The sequence below is a fragment of the Clostridium sp. LIBA-8841 genome (genome assembly GCF_034439435.1).
Lineage (GTDB): Bacteria > Bacillota > Clostridia > Clostridiales > Clostridiaceae > Sarcina.
Map to the genome: position 1 here is coordinate 789543 of NZ_JAPCKJ010000001.1, position 22092 is coordinate 811634.

22 protein-coding genes and 1 pseudogene are annotated in these 22092 nt (G+C 28.7%); 4 read left to right on the top strand and 19 right to left on the bottom strand.

The genetic code is table 11. The features are described 5' to 3' along the window. Positions 1-279: 279 nt before the first annotated feature. Both OIF33_RS03350 and OIF33_RS03355 read right to left on the bottom strand, forming a co-directional pair. Positions 280-411 (bottom strand): hypothetical protein, encoded by a 132-nt coding sequence (locus tag OIF33_RS03350; RefSeq protein ID WP_322502809.1) that lies wholly within the window; start codon positions 409-411, stop codon positions 280-282. 13 nt (positions 412-424) lie between these two features. Then, on the bottom strand, positions 425-1069 hold the full coding sequence (locus tag OIF33_RS03355; RefSeq protein WP_322502810.1) for an MBL fold metallo-hydrolase: 645 nt from the start codon (positions 1067-1069) through the stop codon (positions 425-427). Between the two features lie 268 nt (positions 1070-1337). On the opposite strand from OIF33_RS03355, the gene OIF33_RS03360 reads away from it, so the two are divergent. Beyond that, positions 1338-1517, top strand: coding sequence for a hypothetical protein (locus tag OIF33_RS03360; RefSeq protein ID WP_322502811.1), 180 nt, complete (start codon positions 1338-1340; stop codon positions 1515-1517). Positions 1518-1688: 171 nt separating this feature from the next. Here OIF33_RS03360 and OIF33_RS03365 read toward each other — a convergent pair whose 3' ends face one another. After that, the gene (locus OIF33_RS03365; RefSeq protein ID WP_322502812.1) at positions 1689-2966 is read right to left on the bottom strand and encodes an FAD-dependent oxidoreductase; all 1278 of its coding nucleotides are present in this window, start codon (positions 2964-2966) and stop codon (positions 1689-1691) included. A 258-nt stretch (positions 2967-3224) separates the two neighbouring features. Further along, on the bottom strand, positions 3225-4205 hold the full coding sequence (locus OIF33_RS03370; protein WP_322502813.1) for a sulfide/dihydroorotate dehydrogenase-like FAD/NAD-binding protein: 981 nt from the start codon (positions 4203-4205) through the stop codon (positions 3225-3227). A 193-nt stretch (positions 4206-4398) separates the two neighbouring features. Between OIF33_RS03370 and OIF33_RS03375 the strand changes: the two genes are divergently transcribed. Continuing rightward, positions 4399-5241 carry a hypothetical protein gene (locus tag OIF33_RS03375; protein ID WP_322502814.1) on the top strand — a complete coding sequence of 281 codons (843 nt, stop codon included), beginning with the start codon at positions 4399-4401 and terminating at the stop codon, positions 5239-5241. A gap of 72 nt (positions 5242-5313) precedes the next feature. On the opposite strand, the gene OIF33_RS03380 is transcribed toward OIF33_RS03375, so the two are convergent. Beyond that, positions 5314-6189 (bottom strand): D-alanyl-D-alanine carboxypeptidase family protein, encoded by an 876-nt coding sequence (locus tag OIF33_RS03380; RefSeq protein WP_322502815.1) that lies wholly within the window; start codon positions 6187-6189, stop codon positions 5314-5316. 148 nt (positions 6190-6337) lie between these two features. Between OIF33_RS03380 and OIF33_RS03385 the strand changes: the two genes are divergently transcribed. Then, on the top strand, positions 6338-6913 hold the full coding sequence (locus OIF33_RS03385) for a DUF2953 domain-containing protein (RefSeq protein WP_322502816.1): 576 nt from the start codon (positions 6338-6340) through the stop codon (positions 6911-6913). Between the two features lie 57 nt (positions 6914-6970). Next, positions 6971-7387 carry a GerW family sporulation protein gene (gene ytfJ, locus OIF33_RS03390; RefSeq protein ID WP_322502817.1) on the top strand — a complete coding sequence of 139 codons (417 nt, stop codon included), beginning with the start codon at positions 6971-6973 and terminating at the stop codon, positions 7385-7387. Between the two features lie 262 nt (positions 7388-7649). Here the strand turns inward: ytfJ and scpB are convergent, their stop codons facing one another. The 14 genes and pseudogenes from scpB to OIF33_RS03460 all read right to left on the bottom strand — a co-directional run bounded on the left by scpB (position 7650) and on the right by OIF33_RS03460 (position 22041). Then, positions 7650-8237, bottom strand: coding sequence for an SMC-Scp complex subunit ScpB (gene scpB, locus OIF33_RS03395; RefSeq protein WP_322502818.1), 588 nt, complete (start codon positions 8235-8237; stop codon positions 7650-7652). After that, positions 8230-8976, bottom strand: a complete 747-nt coding sequence (locus OIF33_RS03400) for a segregation/condensation protein A (protein WP_322502819.1) — start codon at positions 8974-8976, stop codon at positions 8230-8232. Before OIF33_RS03400 ends, scpB begins: the two co-directional genes overlap by 8 nt. 803 nt (positions 8977-9779) lie before the next feature. Continuing rightward, a pseudogene (locus OIF33_RS03405) lies at positions 9780-10988 on the bottom strand (D-alanyl-D-alanine carboxypeptidase family protein); the annotation flags it as partial. A 309-nt stretch (positions 10989-11297) separates the two neighbouring features. Further along, complete coding sequence (locus OIF33_RS03410) at positions 11298-12599, bottom strand: pyrimidine-nucleoside phosphorylase (protein WP_322502820.1); 1302 nt, start codon at positions 12597-12599, stop codon at positions 11298-11300. Positions 12600-12846: 247 nt separating this feature from the next. Continuing rightward, entirely contained in the window at positions 12847-13236 is a 390-nt protein-coding gene (locus tag OIF33_RS03415; protein ID WP_322502821.1) for a YxeA family protein, read from the bottom strand. A 228-nt stretch (positions 13237-13464) separates the two neighbouring features. Continuing rightward, a complete protein-coding gene (locus OIF33_RS03420; protein ID WP_322502822.1) occupies positions 13465-14337 on the bottom strand; it encodes a site-specific tyrosine recombinase in 873 nt (290 codons plus the stop codon). 49 nt (positions 14338-14386) lie between these two features. Next, complete coding sequence (gene spoIIM, locus OIF33_RS03425) at positions 14387-15007, bottom strand: stage II sporulation protein M (RefSeq protein WP_322502823.1); 621 nt, start codon at positions 15005-15007, stop codon at positions 14387-14389. A 441-nt stretch (positions 15008-15448) separates the two neighbouring features. Then, positions 15449-15979: an NUDIX hydrolase gene (locus tag OIF33_RS03430; RefSeq protein WP_322502824.1), complete on the bottom strand. Its 531-nt coding sequence runs from the start codon at positions 15977-15979 to the stop codon at positions 15449-15451. 147 nt (positions 15980-16126) lie between these two features. Further along, on the bottom strand, positions 16127-16441 hold the full coding sequence (locus OIF33_RS03435; RefSeq protein ID WP_322502825.1) for a hypothetical protein: 315 nt from the start codon (positions 16439-16441) through the stop codon (positions 16127-16129). 216 nt (positions 16442-16657) lie between these two features. After that, complete coding sequence (spo0A, locus tag OIF33_RS03440) at positions 16658-17488, bottom strand: sporulation transcription factor Spo0A (protein ID WP_322502826.1); 831 nt, start codon at positions 17486-17488, stop codon at positions 16658-16660. Positions 17489-17659: 171 nt separating this feature from the next. Beyond that, positions 17660-18826: a SpoIVB peptidase gene (gene spoIVB, locus OIF33_RS03445; protein WP_322502827.1), complete on the bottom strand. Its 1167-nt coding sequence runs from the start codon at positions 18824-18826 to the stop codon at positions 17660-17662. Positions 18827-19023: 197 nt separating this feature from the next. Next, a complete protein-coding gene (gene recN, locus OIF33_RS03450; RefSeq protein WP_322502828.1) occupies positions 19024-20721 on the bottom strand; it encodes a DNA repair protein RecN in 1698 nt (565 codons plus the stop codon). Between the two features lie 15 nt (positions 20722-20736). Beyond that, a complete protein-coding gene (locus tag OIF33_RS03455) occupies positions 20737-21189 on the bottom strand; it encodes an arginine repressor (protein ID WP_322502829.1) in 453 nt (150 codons plus the stop codon). A gap of 21 nt (positions 21190-21210) precedes the next feature. Further along, positions 21211-22041, bottom strand: a complete 831-nt coding sequence (locus OIF33_RS03460; protein WP_322502830.1) for an NAD(+)/NADH kinase — start codon at positions 22039-22041, stop codon at positions 21211-21213. Positions 22042-22092: the final 51 nt, after the last annotated feature.

Here is a 22092-nt window from a genome sequence, read left to right on the forward strand (position 1 = left end):
TATAAACATGCTGTTTACACTAATGCATAATTAATACAAATACACAATTAATAAAAATATCTATTAAAACATATATACTATAAACTATAATGCCTAAATTCAGTAAAGTAAGTTACCTTCTAAACGCCTTATTCCATAAAGAGCATCACAATAAAGCCTAAATAACTAGGCAAATTTTTACTCATTATAAAATACATATTAAATTAAAATAATTTTAAATTAATATTAGTAATTAGCTGGTGTCATAACTTACTTTCCCCTTTCAACATTTTTTCTCCATTATACCATATATTGTATAATATTGAAATAATTTTTAGCAATTGTTTTATCTAAGTCTAGCCCTATTCTTTCTTCTTTATTAAAATCATTTATAATTTCCATATCTTCTTCAGTTAACTCAAAATCAAACATATCAAAGTTATATTTAATTATATTTAAGCACAGCAATTCCTGAATAATCTTTAATAGTTTCTTTGTTTAATTCTAATTCTGAATACTCTTTTGCTTTTAGTCCTGAAGCCAAAATGAATTCATCAACCTTAGCAAACAAATGACCTTTTTCTCCTAAGGCCTCTGTTCTGTAGTGCATAGGTATAACAATTGTTGGCTTTAATTGCGACCTTACTTCCACAGCATCAAAAGGATCAATTGTATATCCTCCTCCAACAGGAACAAGCAATATGTCTACATTTCCTATTTCCTCTACATAATTAGAATTTAAAATATGTCCCAAATCACCACAATGACAAATATTAATTCCATCAATTTTAAAGTTATATATAATGTTTTTTCCTTTTTCGGCTCCTAAAACTTTATCATGAAATGTTTCCACACCTTTTATCTCTATTCCATGTTCTGAAAAGCAACCTTTTTCATTTATATGTACAAAATTACTATTTACTGCGTTTATATTATTATGATCACTGTGATCGTGACTTGTAGTTACTATGTCAGCTTTAATTTCCGGCAATCTATAATCCAGCATGTTATTATATGGATCTGTTAGTATTTTTGTCCCATTTTCAGAAGTTATAATAAAGCATGAGTGCCCAAACCATTTAATTTTCATTTTAAATCTCCGATCTTTTTAAATATTTTCTTTTCTATTCTACTACTAATTACTCATAAAATAATCGTATTGTCGTTAAAAGTATATGTAACATTTTTTTCATAAATATACCTTCTTTCATTAAATTAACACACCTTATTCATAGTATTTATTGGTATTTCTCAGAATGTTTATATGTATTATTTGCACAAAACCCACATAAAATAACTTAAATGGTCTTGTATATTATTTATGTAATATTTTTTATTTAATGAATGGGAGGTCTTGTATGAATTTAATAGCTTGTATTATTTCTTTATGTTGTTCTTCATGGATGTTTATTTATCTTTATGGTTTAAGTGCAACAAGTTCTTCTGCTTATAACCCAGTACTTTATATTTTCCCTTGTTTATTTTTAATCATATCTCTTTACTTATTTTATAAAATAGCCATAAAAGATGAAAAATAAAAAAAGAGTGTTTAAAGAAATTTCTAAGGATTTTAAACTTTGACTTTATTTTAAACTAGCTAAAAGTCAACATTCACCTAAAACAGAGCCTAAACTTTTATTAGTAATCCTTATATTATTTTCTTTAATCACTCTACTATTATCACTTAAACCTATATATTAATTCTCTAATTAAATAAGCTTTTTACTAAAAACTCCATCTAAATTAAGCTGAGATACTCTCTTTTGAATTTCTTCTTTATCCATAGTATAAAGACCCAACTTCTTCATTCTATCGAAATAAACTGAACCTGCAAAAGTATATCTAATTTTCTTTCCTTCTCTAGATTGTGACTCTTCATTAGCGAATGCTATTATATCTCCTAAAACAGTGGCTCTAGGAAGTATTAAAGAAGGCATACCTAGATATTGTCTTACTGCATTATGGCCTGCTAATGTTCCTGTAACCATGGCCTCTGTATGACCAACAAAAAGCCCTGATTTTTCTCCAGCACAGAATAAATTAGTAACACCTTTAACCTTCATATTATCATCTCTTGGTGCTACTGATAAATATCTTATGGAGTTACCCTTTCCACCTGCATATGGATCAATATATTTAACATTTTCAAGGCCCTTAATCTTTCTAAGCTTTTCAAGAGGATAATAAGTAGTCATAAGCTTAGCATGTCCTGTATCTAAAAGCACAACATTTTCTGCAAACTCTTTAAGAGCATATTGCTGACAAACCTTTGCATTTAACTTATCGTAATTTACATCTTCTTTTGGAACTTCAATAACTACACATCCCTTTTCATCAAGCTCTTTTCTTATTTCTTCTGAAAGTGTTTCCTTTGCTAGTTTGCAAGAACCACTAAATGCACCAAGTTCATCTCCAACTCTTTCCCCTTGAATATCCTCTACTCCACATCTAGCACTTATACTAATTCTAGGTCCAAAGGATGGACATCTTAATATACACATTGAACATCCATTTCCATATCTCAAACAATTCCCCATAGGTCCTGTTGAACCTGTTGCTTCAATAAAGATATCACCAGGATAATATTGACCATCACTAGTGTATATACCTAAAATCTTATCTTCCTCCTGTTTAATATCAGTAACTCTAGAAACCATCTTAGTTTCAATGCCTAAACTTTCTACGTATCTTTTAACCTCTCCTTCTATAAGGTTAACATCATAAAGCCAAGCATGCTCATGTCCTGGGAAAGGTATATTCTTATGCCTACTACACTTATCAGTTATTTCTATTAAATCTCCCCCTCCCATAGCTATAAGTTCTTCCGCAGCTGTATACCTTCCATTGTTTCTCATTATTCCTCCTACATTACCAAGACCTAGGAGTAAATCTGTTTTTTCAAAAAGCATTACATCTGCTCCCATTTTTTTAGCTTCAATGGCAGCTGCAACACCTGACCATCCAGCACCAATAACAATAACTTTCATAAAAACTCTCCCTTCTCTAAATAAGTTTTTTTGAAGTTCCCTAGCTAAAGTTCTTTAAAACCATTGAAACTTTAAGCTAATATAAATCAAAGTTATTTCATAACTTTCAACAAATTAAACTTAGCTTCATTAAACTTTTTTTAAATTCTTTAGCCTAATTCATTTATACATTAAATTTCAAACCGAACATTTTTACTTAGATTCTATTTTTAAATAGGTCTGAAAGTTTATCTAAAAATCATCCTTTACTTAAACCTATTAAATAAATCTTCTGTCTTCAAATATCTTTCTAGGATCACTTTGGGTCTTGCAAAGCCTCTTTACTTTATGTCCTGCAAATCTAGCTGTGCAGCTTCCACATACACCTTCTCCACAACACATCTTTGCATTATTACAACAAGATACCTTAGTAGTTTCATCACCTAAATCATTTAAATATTCAATAAGATTATAGGTTAAAATATCCGCTCCTGCACAATGAATTAAATCCGCTCCCTCATTTTTAATAAATTCTTTAGCTTCATCTGATATTTCACCTTTTGTAATTAAATTCATAGGTAAATATTCAACATCGTATTCCTCTAAATATTTTTCTATATGACTATTCTCAAAAGGTGCTTTATCTAAAAGAATTTTAACCTTATTTCCCTCATTGACTAGCTTTTTAATAACAGGTACTGCTGGTGCTAGTCCGATTCCCCTACACAGTACAAGGGCCTTCCCGTTCTTAGTTGAATCTATATTTTTAATTCCAAAAACTCCATTAAAATAAGGCCCTCTTATTGTTATTTCTCCACCAATCTCTGTATTTAAGAGCCTTTTAGTTTTTATTCCTCTAACTTCAATAAGTACTTTTATTATATTTTTATCTGCATCAGATTCTAAAACAGATATAGGTACATCAAAAAATGGATTATCCTTAGTCCTTATAAAAATAAATTTGCCCGGTCCAAGTAAGTCAATACAAAGTTTATGCGGTGCACTGAACTCAATAAATAAAAGTCCATCCTCAACTTCTAAGGCGTCTATAACCTTACAGATGAAGGTTTTTCTCCCTTCCTTAGCCTTAAATCCATTACTTGCAAATTCTTCATATATGCAAACTCCCTTCCAGTTTACACAATCACAAAAACACTTTCCATGAAGCTGCGAACAAAGTATGCACTCCCCTTCTTCTGCTAAGTGACAAGGACAAAATTCCGTACCAGCATCTATACAATCAATTACTTCATAATCCATAAAAACCCTCCCATATAAGTTCTTGCTATTAAAATATCCAATTGTATTAAAAATTGTTACAAAAATCCTATAATAAATATTTAATTCTTAAAATATTTTCCTAAATTTATCTAAAATTTGAAACTTTGACCTTTACATCTTAAAGGTTTTAACTGTTCTTTGTTATAATGAGAATAAAAGGGGATGATGATATATGAGAAACAAATTAATTATTGTTGAAGGGCTTCCTGGCTCTGGAAAATCAACCACAGCTAAGACTCTGTACAATATTCTAAGAGAAAAAGGAATAAACACTAAATTATATGCTGAAGGTGATTATAATCATCCAGCTGATTTTGATGGATTCGCTTATTTCACAAAAAAAGAATTCGTTAATCTTATAGAAAAATATAGTGATTATAAAAAATTATTAGATAAACTTAAAAAGGAATTTTATCATGGATATCTTATTCACTATAGAAAAGCTATTGAAGAAGATAATGTATATATTCCTAGTGATTTGCTTAATGATATTAAAGAAAAAGATATATATAATTTACCTTTAGAACTTCATGAAAAGCTAATATTAAAAAGATGGACTAACTTTGTTTCTTCTAGTAAGGATAAAGATGAAATAACAATTTTTGAATGTTGCTTTATTCAAAATCCAGTAACAGTTACTATGGTTAGAGATAATGCCAAAAAAGATGTTACTCTAAACTTTGTAAAAAAACTTGAAAAAATAATAACTCCTTTAAAACCAATTTTAATCTATGTAAATCAAGAAGACATAGAAGATGCACTTAGTAGAGTTATTGAAGAAAGACCAGAAGACTGGTTTGAAGGATTTAAAATATACTATACAGAACAAGGATATGGATCATACTTTGAACTTAAAGATTTAGAAGGTACTTTAGAAATACTTGAAACTAGAAAAGTCCTTGAGGATGAAATTTATAACGAACTTTCCCTAACTAAATATAAAATAAACAATTCAACTTTCAATAAAGAAATATTAAATAAAGAACTACAATGTATTTTACAAGAACATTTATAACAAACTTTAAAACAAAAATGGTGTTATATCAAAGCTTTATCTTAAGTTACTCTTGATATAACACCTTTTATTTTAAGAATAATTTTCTTTTACATAATTATAAATCTTTTCAGTAGTTTCCCATCTAGTTGGACAATTTAAAACAACTATAATTATGTTTCTTCCATTATGATCTACTGAACTTACTAAGCATTTTCCTGCTTGGCCAGTATAGCCTGTTTTTCCTCCATTGGCATTTGGTAATTTCCATAACATTTTATTTATGTTGTTGTAGTTTCTAGTAAATTCATACTTTGAAGCTTCAACTTCCTTAGTTCCTGATATCTCTCTAAAGAATGGTTCTTCCATAGCCTTTGCCATTAAAACAGCTAAGTCATAAGCAGATGAAAAGTGCATTTGGCTGTCTAATCCATGAGGAGATTGGAAATTCGAATCTTTAAGACCAAGCATTCTAGCAAAATCGTTCATAAGTATAGCAAATTCTTCTACGCTACCTCCAATATGCTCTGCAATAGCAATAGCTGCATCATTCCCTGATTTATACATAAGACCAAAAAGAAGTTCTCTCATAGTAACCTTCTCTCCAGCTCTAAATCCAACTTTAGATCCTCTAATACTTGCTGCTGTTTTTGATATAGTAACTTCTTCATCTAAATCACAATAATTTATAGCTACTAAGGCTGTAAGTATCTTGGTTGTACTAGCCATTGGTACATTTCTAAAAGCACTTTTTTCAAATAAAATCTTTTTATTTTTAGCATCATAAGCAATAGCAAAATGAGCATCTCGAGCAATATCTTTACAGGGTTTTCCCTCCCCATCTTTAACATCTAACGTTTGTATTGAAACTTTCTCAGGAATTTCAATTCCTTTTCCAAGAACAATAACATTAGTGTTCATAGATATTGCTATAAAAAAAATCATAAGAATTGAAATCTTCTTTTTCATGAAATATCCCTCCTTAAAACTAAGCTTTTTTCTCTATCAAATCTTCTTTTATTAGTTTTCCAAGTTATAAATTTAATAACCTAGTATATTCTTGGATAATTTAAGCTATTATTGACAATAATGTATAGATGTTAAGGAGGTTCATGGCGTGCTGAAATTTTTTTTATTTTTTATATTATTCCTACTTCTAGTTCTAATATTTTGTCCAATTAAAATTAAAATAAAAGTACTTGCTTCAGAAGAAGATCTAAATATTTATTTTTATAAATTCAAAGTATTTTCTTTACATAGATTTATTAAATATAAACATAAAAAACAGTGTAAAGAATACTGTGAAAAATCTCCTTCACAAAAATCTTCTAAGAAACCTTTAGATGAAAAAAAAAGGCTTTTAAAAACCGATTATGGAATAAATGTAACTAGATTAATCAAATCATTGATTGCAAATAGATTTAAACCTTCTTTTAAATTTTCATTTGATTTAACATATTCAACAGAAGATGCTGCTTTAACTGCTTTAACCTATGGATTTATACATCAAATTTTATCTTTATTATTTTTAATTTTTGATTCATTTTTTAACTTAAAAAAATTTTCTAAAGATATAAAACCTGAATTTAATGATAATAATTCCTTATCTTTTGAAATTGAAGGTATAATTACCACAAATTTCGCTCAAATTATATATATATGCTTTATATATTTAATAAGCTTAACAAAGTAGGAAATATTCTATTTTTAAATGGCATAAACTCAAAATATATTTTTGGAGGTTTTTAAAATGACAAACTCAAATCACCCAATAGAGAATTTAATGGGCACAACAATGGAAAATCTTCGTGACATGATAGATGTTAATACTGTGATTGGAGATGCAATTGAAACTAAAGATGGAAGCTACATAATTCCAATCTCAAGAGTATCTTTTGGTTTCGCTTCTGGTGGCTCAGAAATTCCAAATAAAGAGCAAGAAAAGCAAGAAAATAGATTTGCCTTTGGGGGAGGTTCTGGAGCTGGTGTTAGCGTAAAACCAGTTGCATTCTTAGTTTTAAAAGGAGATTCTGTAAGACTTCTTCCTGTAAATCAAACTAATACTTATGACAGAATAGTAGATAGTATACCACAAATAATAGAAATATTTAAGGACATAAATTATAATAAAAAAGATTTTAAAAAGGAGTCTTGTGATTGCGATTAAAGCGCCTGCTATAGCTTTATATAACTCACTAAATAGTTTCTAATAAAATATTCCTGATTTTATTTAAGAGTTCTCTATTATAGATAAATACCCTCTAATATAATAAAATCAATTAACCAAACTCCATAATAAAACAACCTAAAACCTAAACTTCTTACTTCGCAGGGAGTAAGAAATTAAGAAACTTAATAATTTAGTGAGTTACTTTTGCTATTAAAATACTAAAAGGTAGAGAAGTTTATTTCTTCTCTACCTTTTAAATTTATTCTTCTGTCGCTGCTACTTCATCTTCTTCATCACTAAAAAGTTCTATAGATGGAAGATCACCTAAATCATTTAAAGCAAAATGTCTTAAAAACTCATCTGTAGTTCCATAAAGTATAGGTCTTCCTGGTACTTCTAATCTTCCGGTTTCTTCAACTAGGTTCTTTTCAACAAGCCTTTGTATAGCACTTTCACTCTTAACTCCTCTTATTTCATCTATCTCTACTCTAGTGATAGGTTGCTTATAACATATAATAGCTAAACTTTCTAAAGAAGCTTGAGATAATGATTGTCTAACATTCTTTTTTAGAAGCTTTTGAACATGCTCACTATTTTTAGTTTTAGTAACAAGTTGATAAGTTCCATTTAAACTAATAAGCTTTATCCCTCTTGCTCCATCTCCATTATATATATTCATAAGCTCTCTCATTAAATCTTCTACATATTTAAAATCTTCTTCTACTATTCTACATATATCTTTTAAAGCTAGTGGTTCACCACTAACAAATAAAAGAGATTCTATAATAGACATAAGTTCATCTTTTCTAGAAATCTCGCTAAACTCTATTTGGTTTATATCACTCATTAACTATCACCTTCTCCATCATAATCTCTCCAAAGTTTTCATACTGAACAACTTTAACTTCACTTCTTTTAATGAGTTCAAGCATAGCCATAAAAGTAACAACTACTTCTAACTTACATTCACATTGTGGTATAAACTCAGAAAATCTAATAACACTCTTTTCATTTAGTTTGTCCCTTAGGAAATTAATTTTATCAGTAATCTTATACTTATCTACACTTATCTTTTTTTCCATGACATTTACGTTTTGTTTTTCACCGTAAATTCTCATTAAATTATTATAAAGCTGATAAAGATCAAGCATAGTTATATTTTTAAAGTAATCTTCATCAAGTTTGTTGTCCACTTCAACCTCAATAATTTCAGCTTTCTTCGTAAATACTTCTCCAGTAGAAAGTTCTCTTTCTCTTAAATAAGCACTTATTTTCTTAAACTTTTTATATTCTTGAAGTTTTTCCATTAACATCTTTTGAAGGTCTTCCTCATCAACCTCATCCTCAACTTTCATCTTAGGAAGTAAGGACTTAGATTTTATCTCTATTAAAGTGGCTGCCATAACTATAAACTCTGAAGTTATCTCTAAATCAAGTTCCTTCATTAAGGCTATATATTCTAAATACTGTTTTGTGATTTCATGAATCTTTATCTCAGTAATACTCATTTCATTCTTTTTGATTAAATGCAAAAGCAAATCAAAAGGTCCATCAAAGTTTTTAAGTTTGATAATTGGCATCTCCATAGTTTATTTTTTCTCCTACTATTCAAAACTTCACATAATATCATAACAACTATCCCCTAAAAAAGCAATGAACATCACTGATAAAGCTAAAGTTACCATTAATAACCTTATCCTTTTTTAATCTATTAATATACCTTTATATAGTTTACTATATTTGAGGCTAGTGTTGATTTTTAGATAGAACTGTAAGACCATCTTAATGAGCATCTAGTATTGCATTCATATACGTAGGAATAATAGCGTTAAGAAGCTTTTTCTGTTTGAGCGTAGCGAGTTTAAAAGCTTTAGCTATTATTCTGGAGTAGATGGTTGCAATACTTTGCAAAATTAAGTAGTTCTGAAGGGCTATCTAAAAATCAACATTCACCTCAAATATAGACTTATAAAAAAACAACTGGCATAGGTAGACTATATGCCAGTTGTTACTCTTTTTAGCTAATGAATATTTATGTTTAATTCTAAATCAAACCACTCAAAATGTCTAATAATTTAAAAATCTAATTATTTTTATTTGTTTTACTTTTATCTTTTGCTCTCTTATTCAATAATTCAACTAAATTTTCAAGTTCTTTTCTAGTTACATTTTTATCTTTCATAATAATTCCCTATCTTAATATAACTTAAATATATTTTTAGTCTTCTTCAGCATTATTTTTTTCGTCTTGTTTTTTATCATCTGTCTTTGCATCTCTTATCTTTTCTGCTTTTTCTTCTTTAATTTTTTTATCTTCTTTTTCCATACTTGGAGCATTTGCTTTTTCTTCTTTTATATCATTTTTATTTTTAGACTTATCATTTTCTACTTTTCCGTTAGTCTTTTCATCTTCTTTCTTCTCTTCTACTTTATCTTCCTCTTCACTATTAAAGAAATTCTTAACCTTAAATTTAACACTGTCAATAATTCCACCTTTTTTCATGTCTCTATCTGAATATAGATCCACTTTACCTAAAAGTTCTCCATCTAAATAATATTCACAGTATCCAACAGTCTCAAATTCCTTAACCTTTGTCTTGCTTTCATCTAAAACAATTTTCTTTTCTACTTTATCACCCATGCCCCTTGGATAAACTATGGTTAAATCATCTTTAGCCTTTCCTATGATAAACTTATCACCAGTTTTACTCATAGGGATTTGTTCAACGTCACTGTCTTTTTTAGCTACTTGCTTACTTTCAAATTTAGAAAAACCATAGTTCATAAGCATACTAGCATCTCTATTTCTGATTTTAAAGGTTGGAGCTCCCATTATTACGGAAAGCATTCTAACTCCATCCCTAGTTGCAGTAGCTGAGATACAGTATTTAGCATCATTAGTGAATCCAGTTTTAAGACCATCGCATCCCTTAAAGAATCTAACTAATTTATTATGGTTAACAAGTTCAATAGGGGATTTTCTTCCTTCTGATATAGTTTCCATATAAGTTCCTGTATATTTTAATATAGTAGGATGTTTTAAAAGTTCTCTAGACATTATAGAAATATCATATGCAGTTGAAAGATGTCCATCAATAGGAAGTCCTGTGCAGTTTTTAAATGTAGTATTTTTCATTCCAAGCTCTTGAGCTCTTTTATTCATCATTTCAACAAAGCCACTTTCACTTCCACCTAAATATTCAGCCATAGCCACAGCTGCATCATTACCAGAAGCAATACCAATTCCCTTTATAATCTCCTCAACAGTTCTGATTTCTCCAGTATCTAAAAGCATGGTACTTCCACCCATTTTCTTAGCTGTTTCACTAACTGTGATTTGATCTGAAAGTTTCATTTCTCCTCTATCTACTTTCTCCATGGCAAGTAGCATTGTCATGATTTTTGTTACTGAAGCAGGTGCAAATTTTTCATTAGCATTTTTCTCATAAATTATTTTCCCTGTACTAGCCTCCATGAGAAGTGCTGATTTTGCTTCTACATCTATTGCTTCTTCAGCTTTTACGAGAACAGAAGAAAACATGCTAAATAAAGATAAAAATATTGCAAATGCTGCTATTTTTCTTATGTATTTTTTCATAATATCTCCTCCTTTCCTGCTTATTTTCTCCTAAAAGAGATAAATTATAAGCAAAAAAGAAAAAGTTATCCTATACTAAATTCGTATAAGATAACTTTTATGAAAAAATCTATAATGAGCATCTAAAATTTAAATTTCTACTCCTCTTAAAACTATTAAATATAATAATAAGACTTTTGAAATTTATTTATATAAAGCAAGTTGGGTTCCTTGTTAGATATGGTTTCAAAGATTGTGATGCGTAACTATAATCTAAGCTATACCTAACAAGAATCCAACAAGCTTTACAGCTATTTTATTAACTAAATACTATTTAACTATATCGTATATTAATGGGATATCTTTTACTGAATCTGAAATTTCATAGTTAGCTAGTATTCCATCTACTGCTTTCTTACCTTTTTCTTCATCATCAGCATGAATATATGCTATGATATCTCCTTCATTAACTTTATCTCCTCTTTTCTTTTCAAGAACAATACCAACAGCTAAATCTATTATACTTTCCTTAGTAGCTCTTCCTGCTCCAAGTTCCATAGCAACTAATCCTATGTTCTCAGCATGTATTTTGCTTACCACTCCTGATTTAGTAGATTTAACTGGAATTACATATTTAGCATTGTGGAAGTTTGATATGTCATCAATAACAGATGCATCTCCACCTTGAGCTGTTACAAACTCTTTTAATTTTTCAATTGCTTTTCCTGAAGTTATTGTTTCCATTAACATTTTTCTAGCCTCATCAGTATCTTTAGCAACACCTGCTAAAACAACCATGTTGCTTCCAAGTGTTAAACAAAGTTCTAAAAGATCCTTAGGACCATTTCCTCTTAATGTTTCTATAGCTTCTTTAACTTCTAAAGCATTACCTATAGCAAATCCTAAAGGTTGATCCATATCTGAGATTATGGCAACAGTATTTCTTCCAACATGTTTACCTATACCAACCATTTCAGTTGCAAGTTCTCTAGCTGCCTCTGGAGTTTTCATAAATGCTCCATCTCCAACCTTAACATCTAGTACTATAGCATCTGCACCTGCTGCTATCTTTTTACTCATAATACTTGAAGCTATTAATGATACATTATCAACAGTTCCAGTAACATCTCTTAAAGCATAAAGCTTTTTATCAGCGGGAGCTAAATCTCCTGTTTGTCCACCAACTGCTAACTTTATATTATTAACATTATTTATAAACTGATCCTTAGTCATTTCTACTGAGAATCCATCAAAACTTTCTAATTTATCTATTGTTCCACCAGTATGTCCAAGACCTCTTCCTGACATCTTAGCCACAGGAATTCCTAAAGCCCCAACCATAGGTCCTAAAACTAAAGTAGTTGTATCACCAACTCCACCTGTTGAATGCTTATCTACTTTTATACCGTGAATTTCACTTAAATCTAATATATCTCCTGAATTAACCATAGCCATAGTTAAGTCTGAAGTTTCTCTCTTATTCATTTTTTGGAAGTATATCGCCATTAATAAGGCTGCTACCTGATAATCTGGTATTTCACCATTTGTATATTTATCAACAAAGAAATTTATTTCCTTTGTACTTAATTCTCCGCCATTTCTCTTTTTTAATATTAAATCATACATTCTCATAAGTTTTTCCTCCATATCATCACATCATGGTAACCTTTTCACAACTTCATTTTATCAAAGAGAATCCCTATTTACAAGTACTTTCCCGTATTTATTTATAATATATTTTTAAACAATTAATCAATTATTCTTTTTTTAATTATAAAATCGTAAAAATTTCACAAATTTATTTATCAAATACCAATTTAAATACTCTAAAAATTACAAAAAGAAAAGACTTTTATGAAAGCCTTTCCTCTTTTTACTATTACTTATCTAATTCAGCTTTAGCTGCACTTGGCACCTCATCAGGTTTAACTTCTTCATAGCTAGTAATCTCATTTACAGAATTATCTTTTACATCTTTAACCCTTATTTCTAAATAGGCATCTTTTCTCAATTGCTTTTTATCTGATGAAAATCTAACCTTTATTCCTTTTCCATCTTTATCATAAGCACTTACATCTTCATATTGATAATAAATGAAATCCTTTTTTTCACCATCTCTAATATATGGTTCTTTATGCTCTTTACCATCCTGTATTATCTTAACATAAAATTTTTCAGTATTTATTTCATTAAGCCTTGTACATCCAATCATTCCTGATAACATTGATACTGCAAAAATACCTATAATTAATCTTTTTATGTACTTCAAACCTCATCACACTCCTTTAATAATTCTTCTTTGAAGCATTTATCTTAATCACTAAATTCATTATAAATTCAAAGTGAAAATTTTAATATTTATCTTTATTACATTACTCTTACATTTTTGTAATTAAGAATAAAGTATATCTAATAAAATATTTATCCATAAATTAAAGCAGTTATCTATTATAGATAGCTTTTTAACTACTAAATAATAAATAACTGCATTAAATTTTTATGCTCTAGGGTGAGCCTTTCGATATATATTATTGATTTTTTCATTATTTATAATATCATAGTACATATCTATATAAGTCATTACTTGATTTCCAAGTAATTCTTGTACTACTTTAGCATTAGCTCCATTTTGTAATAAGTGCACCGCAAAAGAATGTCTAAAGGTATTTAAATTAATATCTTTACCAATATTTGCAATTACAGCATATTCCTTAACAATTCTCCAAACTCCTTGCCTAGTTATAGGCTCTCCACTCATATTTAAGAAAAGCTTGTCTGATCCCTTAGAATTATCTTCTCTAACAACTATATATCTTTTAAGAGATTCCTTTGCTGCCTTTCCTATTGGTATAAGTCTCTCGTATCCTCTACTATCTCTACAATTTACAAAAGATGAATCCAAATTGACATCTTCAACTCTTAAAGATATAAGCTCTGAAACCTTCATGCCAGTTGCATACATAAGTTCTAGTAAAGCTTTATCTCTTATCCCCTTTTCAGTTAAAGCATTTGTGGAGTTCATAATTTTGTTTATCTCGTCAACAGTAAGAACTAAAGGTTTCTTCTTTTCAACTCTTTCTTTTTTCATAGTCAAATTTGGAACCTTCTTTAAAAATTCTTCTGCCACTAAGAAATTATAAAAATTTCTTAAAGATATGATAGTTCTTTGGATTGATGATGGAGACTTGTGACTCTCTTTTAGATGTTGTACATAAGATACCAAAGGATATCCATCCTCATCTACCTTAAGCCCTTTTTCCTCTACAAAATCTAAATACATAGAGACATCTGTAATGTATGCACTTACGGTATTCTTTCTCTTTCCTATTGATTCTAGATATACTTCGTATTTGCTTACTAAATCTTTCATATTAACTCCTAACCAAAATGTTATTACATAATTATTTATATTACAGAAATCACCTACTAATTACTAATCTTATTAAATTAGGTGAGATATATGTTTCAATTAATATTCCTGATATGATAATTAGGCTCAAAAGTCCTTGAAAGTTTAAATATGTCTTACTAATATCAAGTTTTATTCTGTCTCTAGCTCCCCCCATTTTAAGCTTAGTCATGGAATGTTTTATAGCTAAAACACTAATTAACATTATTATTGGAATAAAAATTAAATTTTGAATCATTAAACCTGATAATACTAACATAAGTCCTTTGCCACCTAAGATGCTAACTATTAAAGAAAAGGTAAATCCAATAACATAACCTTTTGCCAAATCCATCATAAGAATTACAGGAATTCCTACAGCTGTATAACCTAATAAAATTATTATTACTACCATTGGTAAAACATTCTTAATACTATCAGCAAGAATACTTGTATAAGCCACTGAATTTCCATTTAAGAATCCTAAGAAGTTATTAAAATAATTAGTAATCTCAACCCTATTAAAATCACTCATGTAGTAAACTGTATAGGACCCTAAAACTATACCAACTAAAAAGAATAAAAGTACCCATAAAAAAGTGATTTTATTTTCCTTTAATGACTCCATAAGCCCACTTAAAAACATCCTCATAAATCCTCTCTCCCCTTCCATTAAGCTATCTATTAAAGAATATGATTAACATAATAAAAAGATACGTACTTTTTAAAATTTATTTTTAGCCTTATAAAAAGCTAGCTAAAATATTCTAACTAATTATTTTATTAGAATATATTTTTAATTTAGTCTGTATATTTTAATATAAGATTTAATAGGAGTTATTTATATTGAAAAAAAGATTATGTTTCATATCTATTGGCATCCTAACTATACTTTTTAGCAATAATATTTATGATTTTTTCTATAGTGGTTATGGTGAGACTTTTAAACTAATAAAAACTTTTTCTTTTATGCTAATTGGCTTAGCATTAGTTTAAATTGGTCTTTTTTTAGATTTTAATTATTTTATGAAAGAATAAATTCTAAAAAAATAAGAACTAAAGTAAATTCAAATACTTTAGTTCTTATTTCTAATTATTTTATATTTTCATAGAAAAATAGGCACGCTATTGTTTTAGCATCAGTTATTTTTCCTTCTATAATCATCGTTTTAACTTTTTCTAAGGAATACTCCTTTAAATTTAAAAATTCATCATCATCAAAGTTTGTTTGTCCTTTTTTAAGTTCATGGGCTTTATATAAGTGAACTACTTCATCACAAAACCCTGGTGATGGAGCTATTTTCCCTAAGTATATCACGTTATTAGCAGAGTATCCTGTTTCTTCTTTAAGTTCCCTTAAAGCTGCCTCTTCTAAGTTTTCTCCTTGATCAACCTTTCCTGCTGGTAATTCTAAAAATACTCTATCAAATGGCTTTCTAAACTGTTCTACCATAAGAATATTTCCATCCTCATTAAATGCAATAACACAAACACCATGTGAGTGTTTAACAATATCTCTTTCAACCTCATTGCCATCTGGTAACTTAACTTGCTGTTTAATAACCTCCATAAAGGAACATTTAAATACACTCTCTTCATTTAAAGTTTTTTCGTATAAATCCATAACTCTCACCTTATTATAAATATTTTTGACTCTGTTTTAAGCTAGATCTGAAGAGCTAACTTAAAATCAACATTTCTTTAAAACAGAACCATATTTTTAATTATTACTATATTTTAAAACTGTTATCAAATTTCTACTCCTATGAAATTATAAATCTCCAAATGATAATTGAGAAAAATCACTATTCATAGTATTATCAATTTTAATATTTTTTCTTCTTAACCTTTTTCTTTTTCTCATAATCCCATTAGGACATCCTTCAATGTGCTTATTCTTAGGTAATGTATAAAAATATTTACCATCTCTTATCTTTTTTACTTCTCTAAACCCAAGTCTTGCTTTACATCCATCTATTGGACAAGATAAGTTACCCTTATATATTTTTTCATACTCCGACTTAGTTATACAATTAGCCAATATAATTTTCTTTTCAACACCTTCTATATATAAGGCTTTTCTCATATTAATCCCCTCCTATCTATACGTAAAATTTATTTTTAATCAAGACTATATCTTAATAAAAAAGTAATTTAGGATTATTTAATATGACTACTTCTTGTTTCTACAAAAAAGCACTTTTTACCACGCAAGAACTTAGCTGATAAAAAGTGCTTTTTCTATGAATATAAACATAAAAACTATATTTATACTAAAGTTAATTCTAATAAATTTTTTATATTATGATACTTTATTTTTAAGTCTTAATTTATCTGCAACCATAGCTATAAACTCTGAGTTTGTTGGTTTACCCTTATCATTGTGAATAGTATGTCCAAATATTTTATTTATAGCATCTATTTGGCCTCTTCCCCAAGCAACCTCTATAGCGTGTCTTATTGCTCTTTCAACTCTACTTGCAGTAGTGTTGTATTTCTTTGCTATTGAAGGATATAACTCCTTAGTTATAGCTGATAATAATTCCATATCATTAACAACCATAGTTATAGCTTCTCTTAAATACATATATCCTTTTATATGCGCAGGAACTCCTATTTCATGGATTATACTAGTTATTTCAACCTCTAAATCCATTGGCTCCTTGTTATCTTCTGAAACTGACTCTTCATTTTTTTTGCCTTCAAGAACACTCATTGTTGGCTTATTTGGAGCAGTCTCCTCTGAAATTGTGCTATTGAACATTTGTCTTATTCGTTCTGTGAATACATCCATGTCAAATGGTTTAACAACGTAATAATCAGCTCCTAAAGTTATAGCTCTCTGAGTTATCTTATCTTGTCCAACAGCAGATAATACTATTACTCTTGGTGCTTTTTCTAATCCTAGAGAATTTATTCTCTCAAGTACCCCTAATCCGTCTAAATGTGGCATAATTATATCTAATACAACTAGATCTGGTTGTTTTTCTTCTATAAGTTTTAAAGCTTCTAATCCATCCTTTGCTATTCCCGTAACAACAATATCTCTTTGACTTAATAAATAGTCATTTAGAATATTGCAAAACTCTTTGTTATCATCAGCAATTAATACAGATATTTTTGATTCTTTCATGCTTCCCTCTCCTTAAACAATTCACTATATCCATTTTTTTACATTCTTTATACCTTAACTATATTCGACAAAACTTATTTATTTCCTTTTTAAAAAAAATAAATACTAAAAAATTCAGTTAATTTTCTAGTATTTATTATAACACATATTTACATTAATCTCACTTATTTTCTATTGTATAATTTGAGCATCTTTTAACATCCATTCTATATATATCCCATATCCAATTTCCGGCTTGTTAACTAAAACATGTGTTACAGCACCAATTATCTTATCACCTTGTATAATTGGACTTCCACTCATACCTTGAACAACCCCACCAGTTTTCTCTAAAAGTCTTTCATCAGTAATTCTTATGATCATACTCTTAGTACTAATAGTATCTTGTTTATTAAGTTTAACTATTTCAATGTCATATAATTTAGGTCCCTCTTCATCTATAGTTGTAATTATTTGAGCTGCTCCTGGTTGAATTTCATCTCTCCATCCAACCTTATAAGTCTTATTGTTAATATTTTTAGAACTTTCTTTATTCATACTACCAAATATTCCACACTGAGTATTTCCTGTAACATCTCCTATAGGTGTTTTTTCATTAGAAAAAATTCCTCTTAATTCGCCTGGATTACCTTTTACTCCTTTTTTTATGCTTATTATTGATGAATTTAAAAGATCTCCATTTTTAATTGATAGAATTTTATCTGTTTCACTATCTGTTATTGGATGACCTATTGCACCATATTTCCCACTTTCCTTGTCATAAAAAGTAAGTGTACCTACACCGGCAGTAGAATCTCTAACCCAAAGACCTATTTTATAATCTCCATCTTGATTTTTTGCTAAACTTATATTTTTGGTTATTTCTTCACCATTTCTCTCTAACAATATTTCAACATTTTCAGATTTATTTTCATTAATTTTTTTTGATAGATCTTTTGAACTCTTTATTTTCTTTCCATTTACAGATAAAAGTCTATCACCAATTTGTATGCCACCATTTTGAGCTGGACTTGATACTTCTCCATTAGCTGTTGTTAAATCTGAATACCCTACTGCTAATACACCATCTGTAGACACCCTTACACCAACTGAGTTCCCTCCAGCGCATAACTCTATATCTTTTTTTTCTTGTTCCTTATTTACTAGAGCTACGCCATATCTGTTCTTAAACTTTTCATCCTTATTATTTGTTCTAGAACTTAAAGAATAGAAATTAGTACTTGCAAAAACATTATTACTTCCAGAATAATCCCTTGCAAATAATACAGAGGATAAAAGTAATATTAAAGAAATCATTATTATTGATATACTTTTTATTCTTTTATTAATATTTTTCATTAACTATCTCCTCCTTTTCTATTCTTAATTTGCCCCTTTCAAAATCATAATATCCTGTATTAACTTTGTTATTGTAGCCAAATCAAATTAAAATATACTAAAATTCTCATATTATATACTAAAATTCTCATAATAGTTTTAAAATAAAAAAAAATAGAACTGTTTAACAGTTCTATTTTGTATTAAAAACCACATTATTATGTATGAAAAGTCTTAATTGTTTCTTTTTTTGTATTTGCTAACTCTATCATTTCTTTAGCACTCAGTAATGTATTACTTGTCATCTCAACGCCGCCTAGCATTTTACCAACTTCTTCTATTTTTTGCTCGTAACTTATAGGTTCAACCTTTGAAAAAGTTTTATTATCTATAACATTCTTTCTAACCATGTAATGATTATCAGACATACTTGCTATTTGAGGAAGATGTGTTATGCAAAAAACCTGATGCTTTGTAGATATTTCATACATCTTTTCTCCAACAGATTGCGCTATTCTTCCACTTATACCTGTATCAATTTCATCGAAGATAACAGTAGGAATCTTATCTTTATCAATAAATACAGCCTTTAAAGCTAACATTATTCTTGAAAGCTCACCACCAGAAACTATTCTTTCCATAGGCTTTAAAGGTTCACCTGGGTTTGTTGATATAAGAAACTGAACCTTGTCCTTTCCTTTGGAATTAAAAGTTTCATCCTCTTCAATAAGAACTTCAAACCTACATTTTCCTAATCCAACATAAGCTAATTCCTTGTGAATATTCTCTTCTAATACTTTAGCAAGTTCTTCTCTTTTTACATGAATTCTACTTGCTATTTCACCTAAGACAATTTCAACTTTGCTTTTATTATGTAAAAGCTCTTCAATTATTTTTTCTGAATTTTTAATATTATTTATTTGAGATGAAATATTCTTTTTATACTCTAAGATTTCATCTATGCTATTTCCATATTTCTTCTTTAAAGTAGCTATTTTAAACATACGGCTATTTATATCTTCTAACTCATTACCATCATAAACACTTTCATCACATATATCTCTAAGTTCTCTTGCCATCTCTTGTATTTCATAATACATTTCCATCATCTTAGAATTTATGTTTTTTATTTTTTCTAAATGTTCTTCAACATTTGAAAGTTCTCTATTTACTACTGATAAGGAATCTAAGACACTATTTTCAACTCCATTTAAAAGGTTATAGGAGATCCCTAATGAATTTTTTATTTTTTCTGCATTAGATAAAACATTAAATCTTTCAGTTAATTCTTCCTCTTCTCCTTTTTTAAGTTTAGCCTCTTCAATTTCATTTAACTGATATTCTAAATAATTTAAAAGTTTTTCATCCTTACCTTCATTACTTAACTCACTGATTTGTCTCTCAATTTCTTTAAGCTCTGAAAATTTTCCGCTATATTCCTTTAAATCTCCACTTAGTTTATCATCTCCAAAATCATCTAAATATATTATATGATTTTCTTTATTTAATAAATTTTGATTATTATGTTGACCATGAATATCTAGGAGTGTACTACTAATTTTTTTTAATGTAGTTACTATTATACTCCTACCATTTACTTTTATATTGCCTCTACCATTAGTAAAGGTTTCTCTAGAAATTATTAAAGTATCATCATATTCTATTTCTAGTTCATCTAAAGTCTCTTTTAATCTCTCATTGTCATCTATAGAAAATACAGCCTCTACAAAAGTCTTTTCTTCTCCAGTTCTAATTAAGTCCTTGTTAAACTTACTTCCTTGAACATAATTTATAGCATCTATAAGTATAGACTTACCTGCTCCAGTTTCTCCTGATAAAATAGTAAATCCTTCTTTAAAGTCTAAAGATGCTTTTTCTATTAAAGCAAAGTTATTTATAGTTAATTGTAAAAGCACACTTCTCCTCCTTATTTACCCTTCTATCATTTCTAGTATTCTAGAAACTAGATTTTCTGCTTTCTCTAAGCTTCTAGCTAATATAAATATTGTATTGTCACCAGCTATAGTTCCTGCAATCTCTCCTAAATGAAGCGTATCTATAGCCTCTGCAGCAGCTGGCGCTGATCCTGAAAGTGTTTTAACAATAACCATCTTATCAACATTTTCTGCTGAAGTTACAGTGTTAGCTAATATATTGCTTAATCTATCGCCCATTTCATTTTTTTCTTCTTCTATTATAGTGTATCTATAACGTCCTTTATTATCTTGTTTTTTAACAAGCTTTAAGTTTTTTATATCTCTAGATACTGTAGCTTGAGTAACATCAAAACCAGCTTTTTTTAATTCTTCTGCTAATTCTTCTTGAGTTTCTATAACTGTTGACTTTATAATCTCAATTATCTTAGAATGTCTCTTAGATTTCATTTCAACTCACCTTCATCTTATTTATTCTATCTTAAACAATTTTTTTCTTAGAACCTTAAAATAGCTCTTGTTATCAAAAGAAATTATTCTAAAAAATTCTTTTGCTTTTTTTATTAAAACTTCATTATGTTTTTCTAACTTTAAAGCTTTTTGTCCATCTATTGTAACAAAGACATCTGATTCATTAATGAGAGGTTTAACTCTTATTGTATTGTTTCCGTCTATTATCATAGGTCTTGAATTTGGTGTATGTGCACATATAGGAACTATTGATATTATTTGCAAATCTGGCATTATAAGAGGTCCTCCAGCTGAAAAAGAATATGCTGTTGATCCTACAGGTGTAGAAATTATGACCCCATCTCCTTTAAAGGTAGCATAAAGTTCATCATTTATAAAGACCTCATATTGTGCCATTCTAGATAAAGTACCTCTAGCAACAACAATATCATTTAAAGCTCTCTCTTCTGAACAGGTTGCACCTTCTATTGTACAAGAAAGTAACATTCTCTCTTCCACCTTATAATCTCCGATTCTTATTCTATATAAAGCTTCTTCTAACTCACTGATTTCAGCTGTCACTAAAAATCCTAAATTTCCAATATTAATACCTAAAATTGGAGTATCTATAACTGTGGAAAATTTTCTAGCAACTCCTAAAAGTGTTCCATCTCCGCCAAGAACTATTAAAAGATCTAAAATTCTTAACTTTTCATAGTCACCCTTATAAAACTGATCTATGACCCAAACCTTATCTGGTTTTAAATACTCTTCAACCTTAAACATGACTAAGTCTAAAATTCTATTTTCTTTATCTTTTTTCTTATTAATTATAATTCCTATATTTTTCATGCCCCAAAACCACACCTTTACATTCACTATGTAATTTATTTAAAGAAATTA

Coding starts and splice junctions, on each gene's coding strand:
- OIF33_RS03375 (WP_322502814.1), top strand. CDS start 4,399: ATGAGAAACAAATTAATTATTGTTGAAGGGCTTCCTGGCTCTGGAAAA.
- spoIVB (WP_322502827.1), bottom strand. CDS start 18,826: ATGAAAAATATTAATAAAAGAATAAAAAGTATATCAATAATAATGATT.
- OIF33_RS03350 (WP_322502809.1), bottom strand. CDS start 411: ATGTTTGATTTTGAGTTAACTGAAGAAGATATGGAAATTATAAATGAT.
- ytfJ (WP_322502817.1), top strand. CDS start 6,971: ATGACAAACTCAAATCACCCAATAGAGAATTTAATGGGCACAACAATG.
- OIF33_RS03380 (WP_322502815.1), bottom strand. CDS start 6,189: ATGAAAAAGAAGATTTCAATTCTTATGATTTTTTTTATAGCAATATCT.
- OIF33_RS03410 (WP_322502820.1), bottom strand. CDS start 12,599: ATGAGAATGTATGATTTAATATTAAAAAAGAGAAATGGCGGAGAATTA.
- OIF33_RS03370 (WP_322502813.1), bottom strand. CDS start 4,205: ATGGATTATGAAGTAATTGATTGTATAGATGCTGGTACGGAATTTTGT.
- spoIIM (WP_322502823.1), bottom strand. CDS start 15,007: ATGAGGATGTTTTTAAGTGGGCTTATGGAGTCATTAAAGGAAAATAAA.
- OIF33_RS03430 (WP_322502824.1), bottom strand. CDS start 15,979: ATGGATTTATACGAAAAAACTTTAAATGAAGAGAGTGTATTTAAATGT.
- OIF33_RS03360 (WP_322502811.1), top strand. CDS start 1,338: ATGAATTTAATAGCTTGTATTATTTCTTTATGTTGTTCTTCATGGATG.
- spo0A (WP_322502826.1), bottom strand. CDS start 17,488: ATGAAAGAATCAAAAATATCTGTATTAATTGCTGATGATAACAAAGAG.
- OIF33_RS03455 (WP_322502829.1), bottom strand. CDS start 21,189: ATGAAATCTAAGAGACATTCTAAGATAATTGAGATTATAAAGTCAACA.
- OIF33_RS03400 (WP_322502819.1), bottom strand. CDS start 8,976: ATGGAGATGCCAATTATCAAACTTAAAAACTTTGATGGACCTTTTGAT.
- OIF33_RS03435 (WP_322502825.1), bottom strand. CDS start 16,441: ATGAGAAAAGCCTTATATATAGAAGGTGTTGAAAAGAAAATTATATTG.
- OIF33_RS03355 (WP_322502810.1), bottom strand. CDS start 1,069: ATGAAAATTAAATGGTTTGGGCACTCATGCTTTATTATAACTTCTGAA.
- OIF33_RS03460 (WP_322502830.1), bottom strand. CDS start 22,041: ATGAAAAATATAGGAATTATAATTAATAAGAAAAAAGATAAAGAAAAT.
- OIF33_RS03420 (WP_322502822.1), bottom strand. CDS start 14,337: ATGAAAGATTTAGTAAGCAAATACGAAGTATATCTAGAATCAATAGGA.
- scpB (WP_322502818.1), bottom strand. CDS start 8,237: ATGAGTGATATAAACCAAATAGAGTTTAGCGAGATTTCTAGAAAAGAT.
- OIF33_RS03365 (WP_322502812.1), bottom strand. CDS start 2,966: ATGAAAGTTATTGTTATTGGTGCTGGATGGTCAGGTGTTGCAGCTGCC.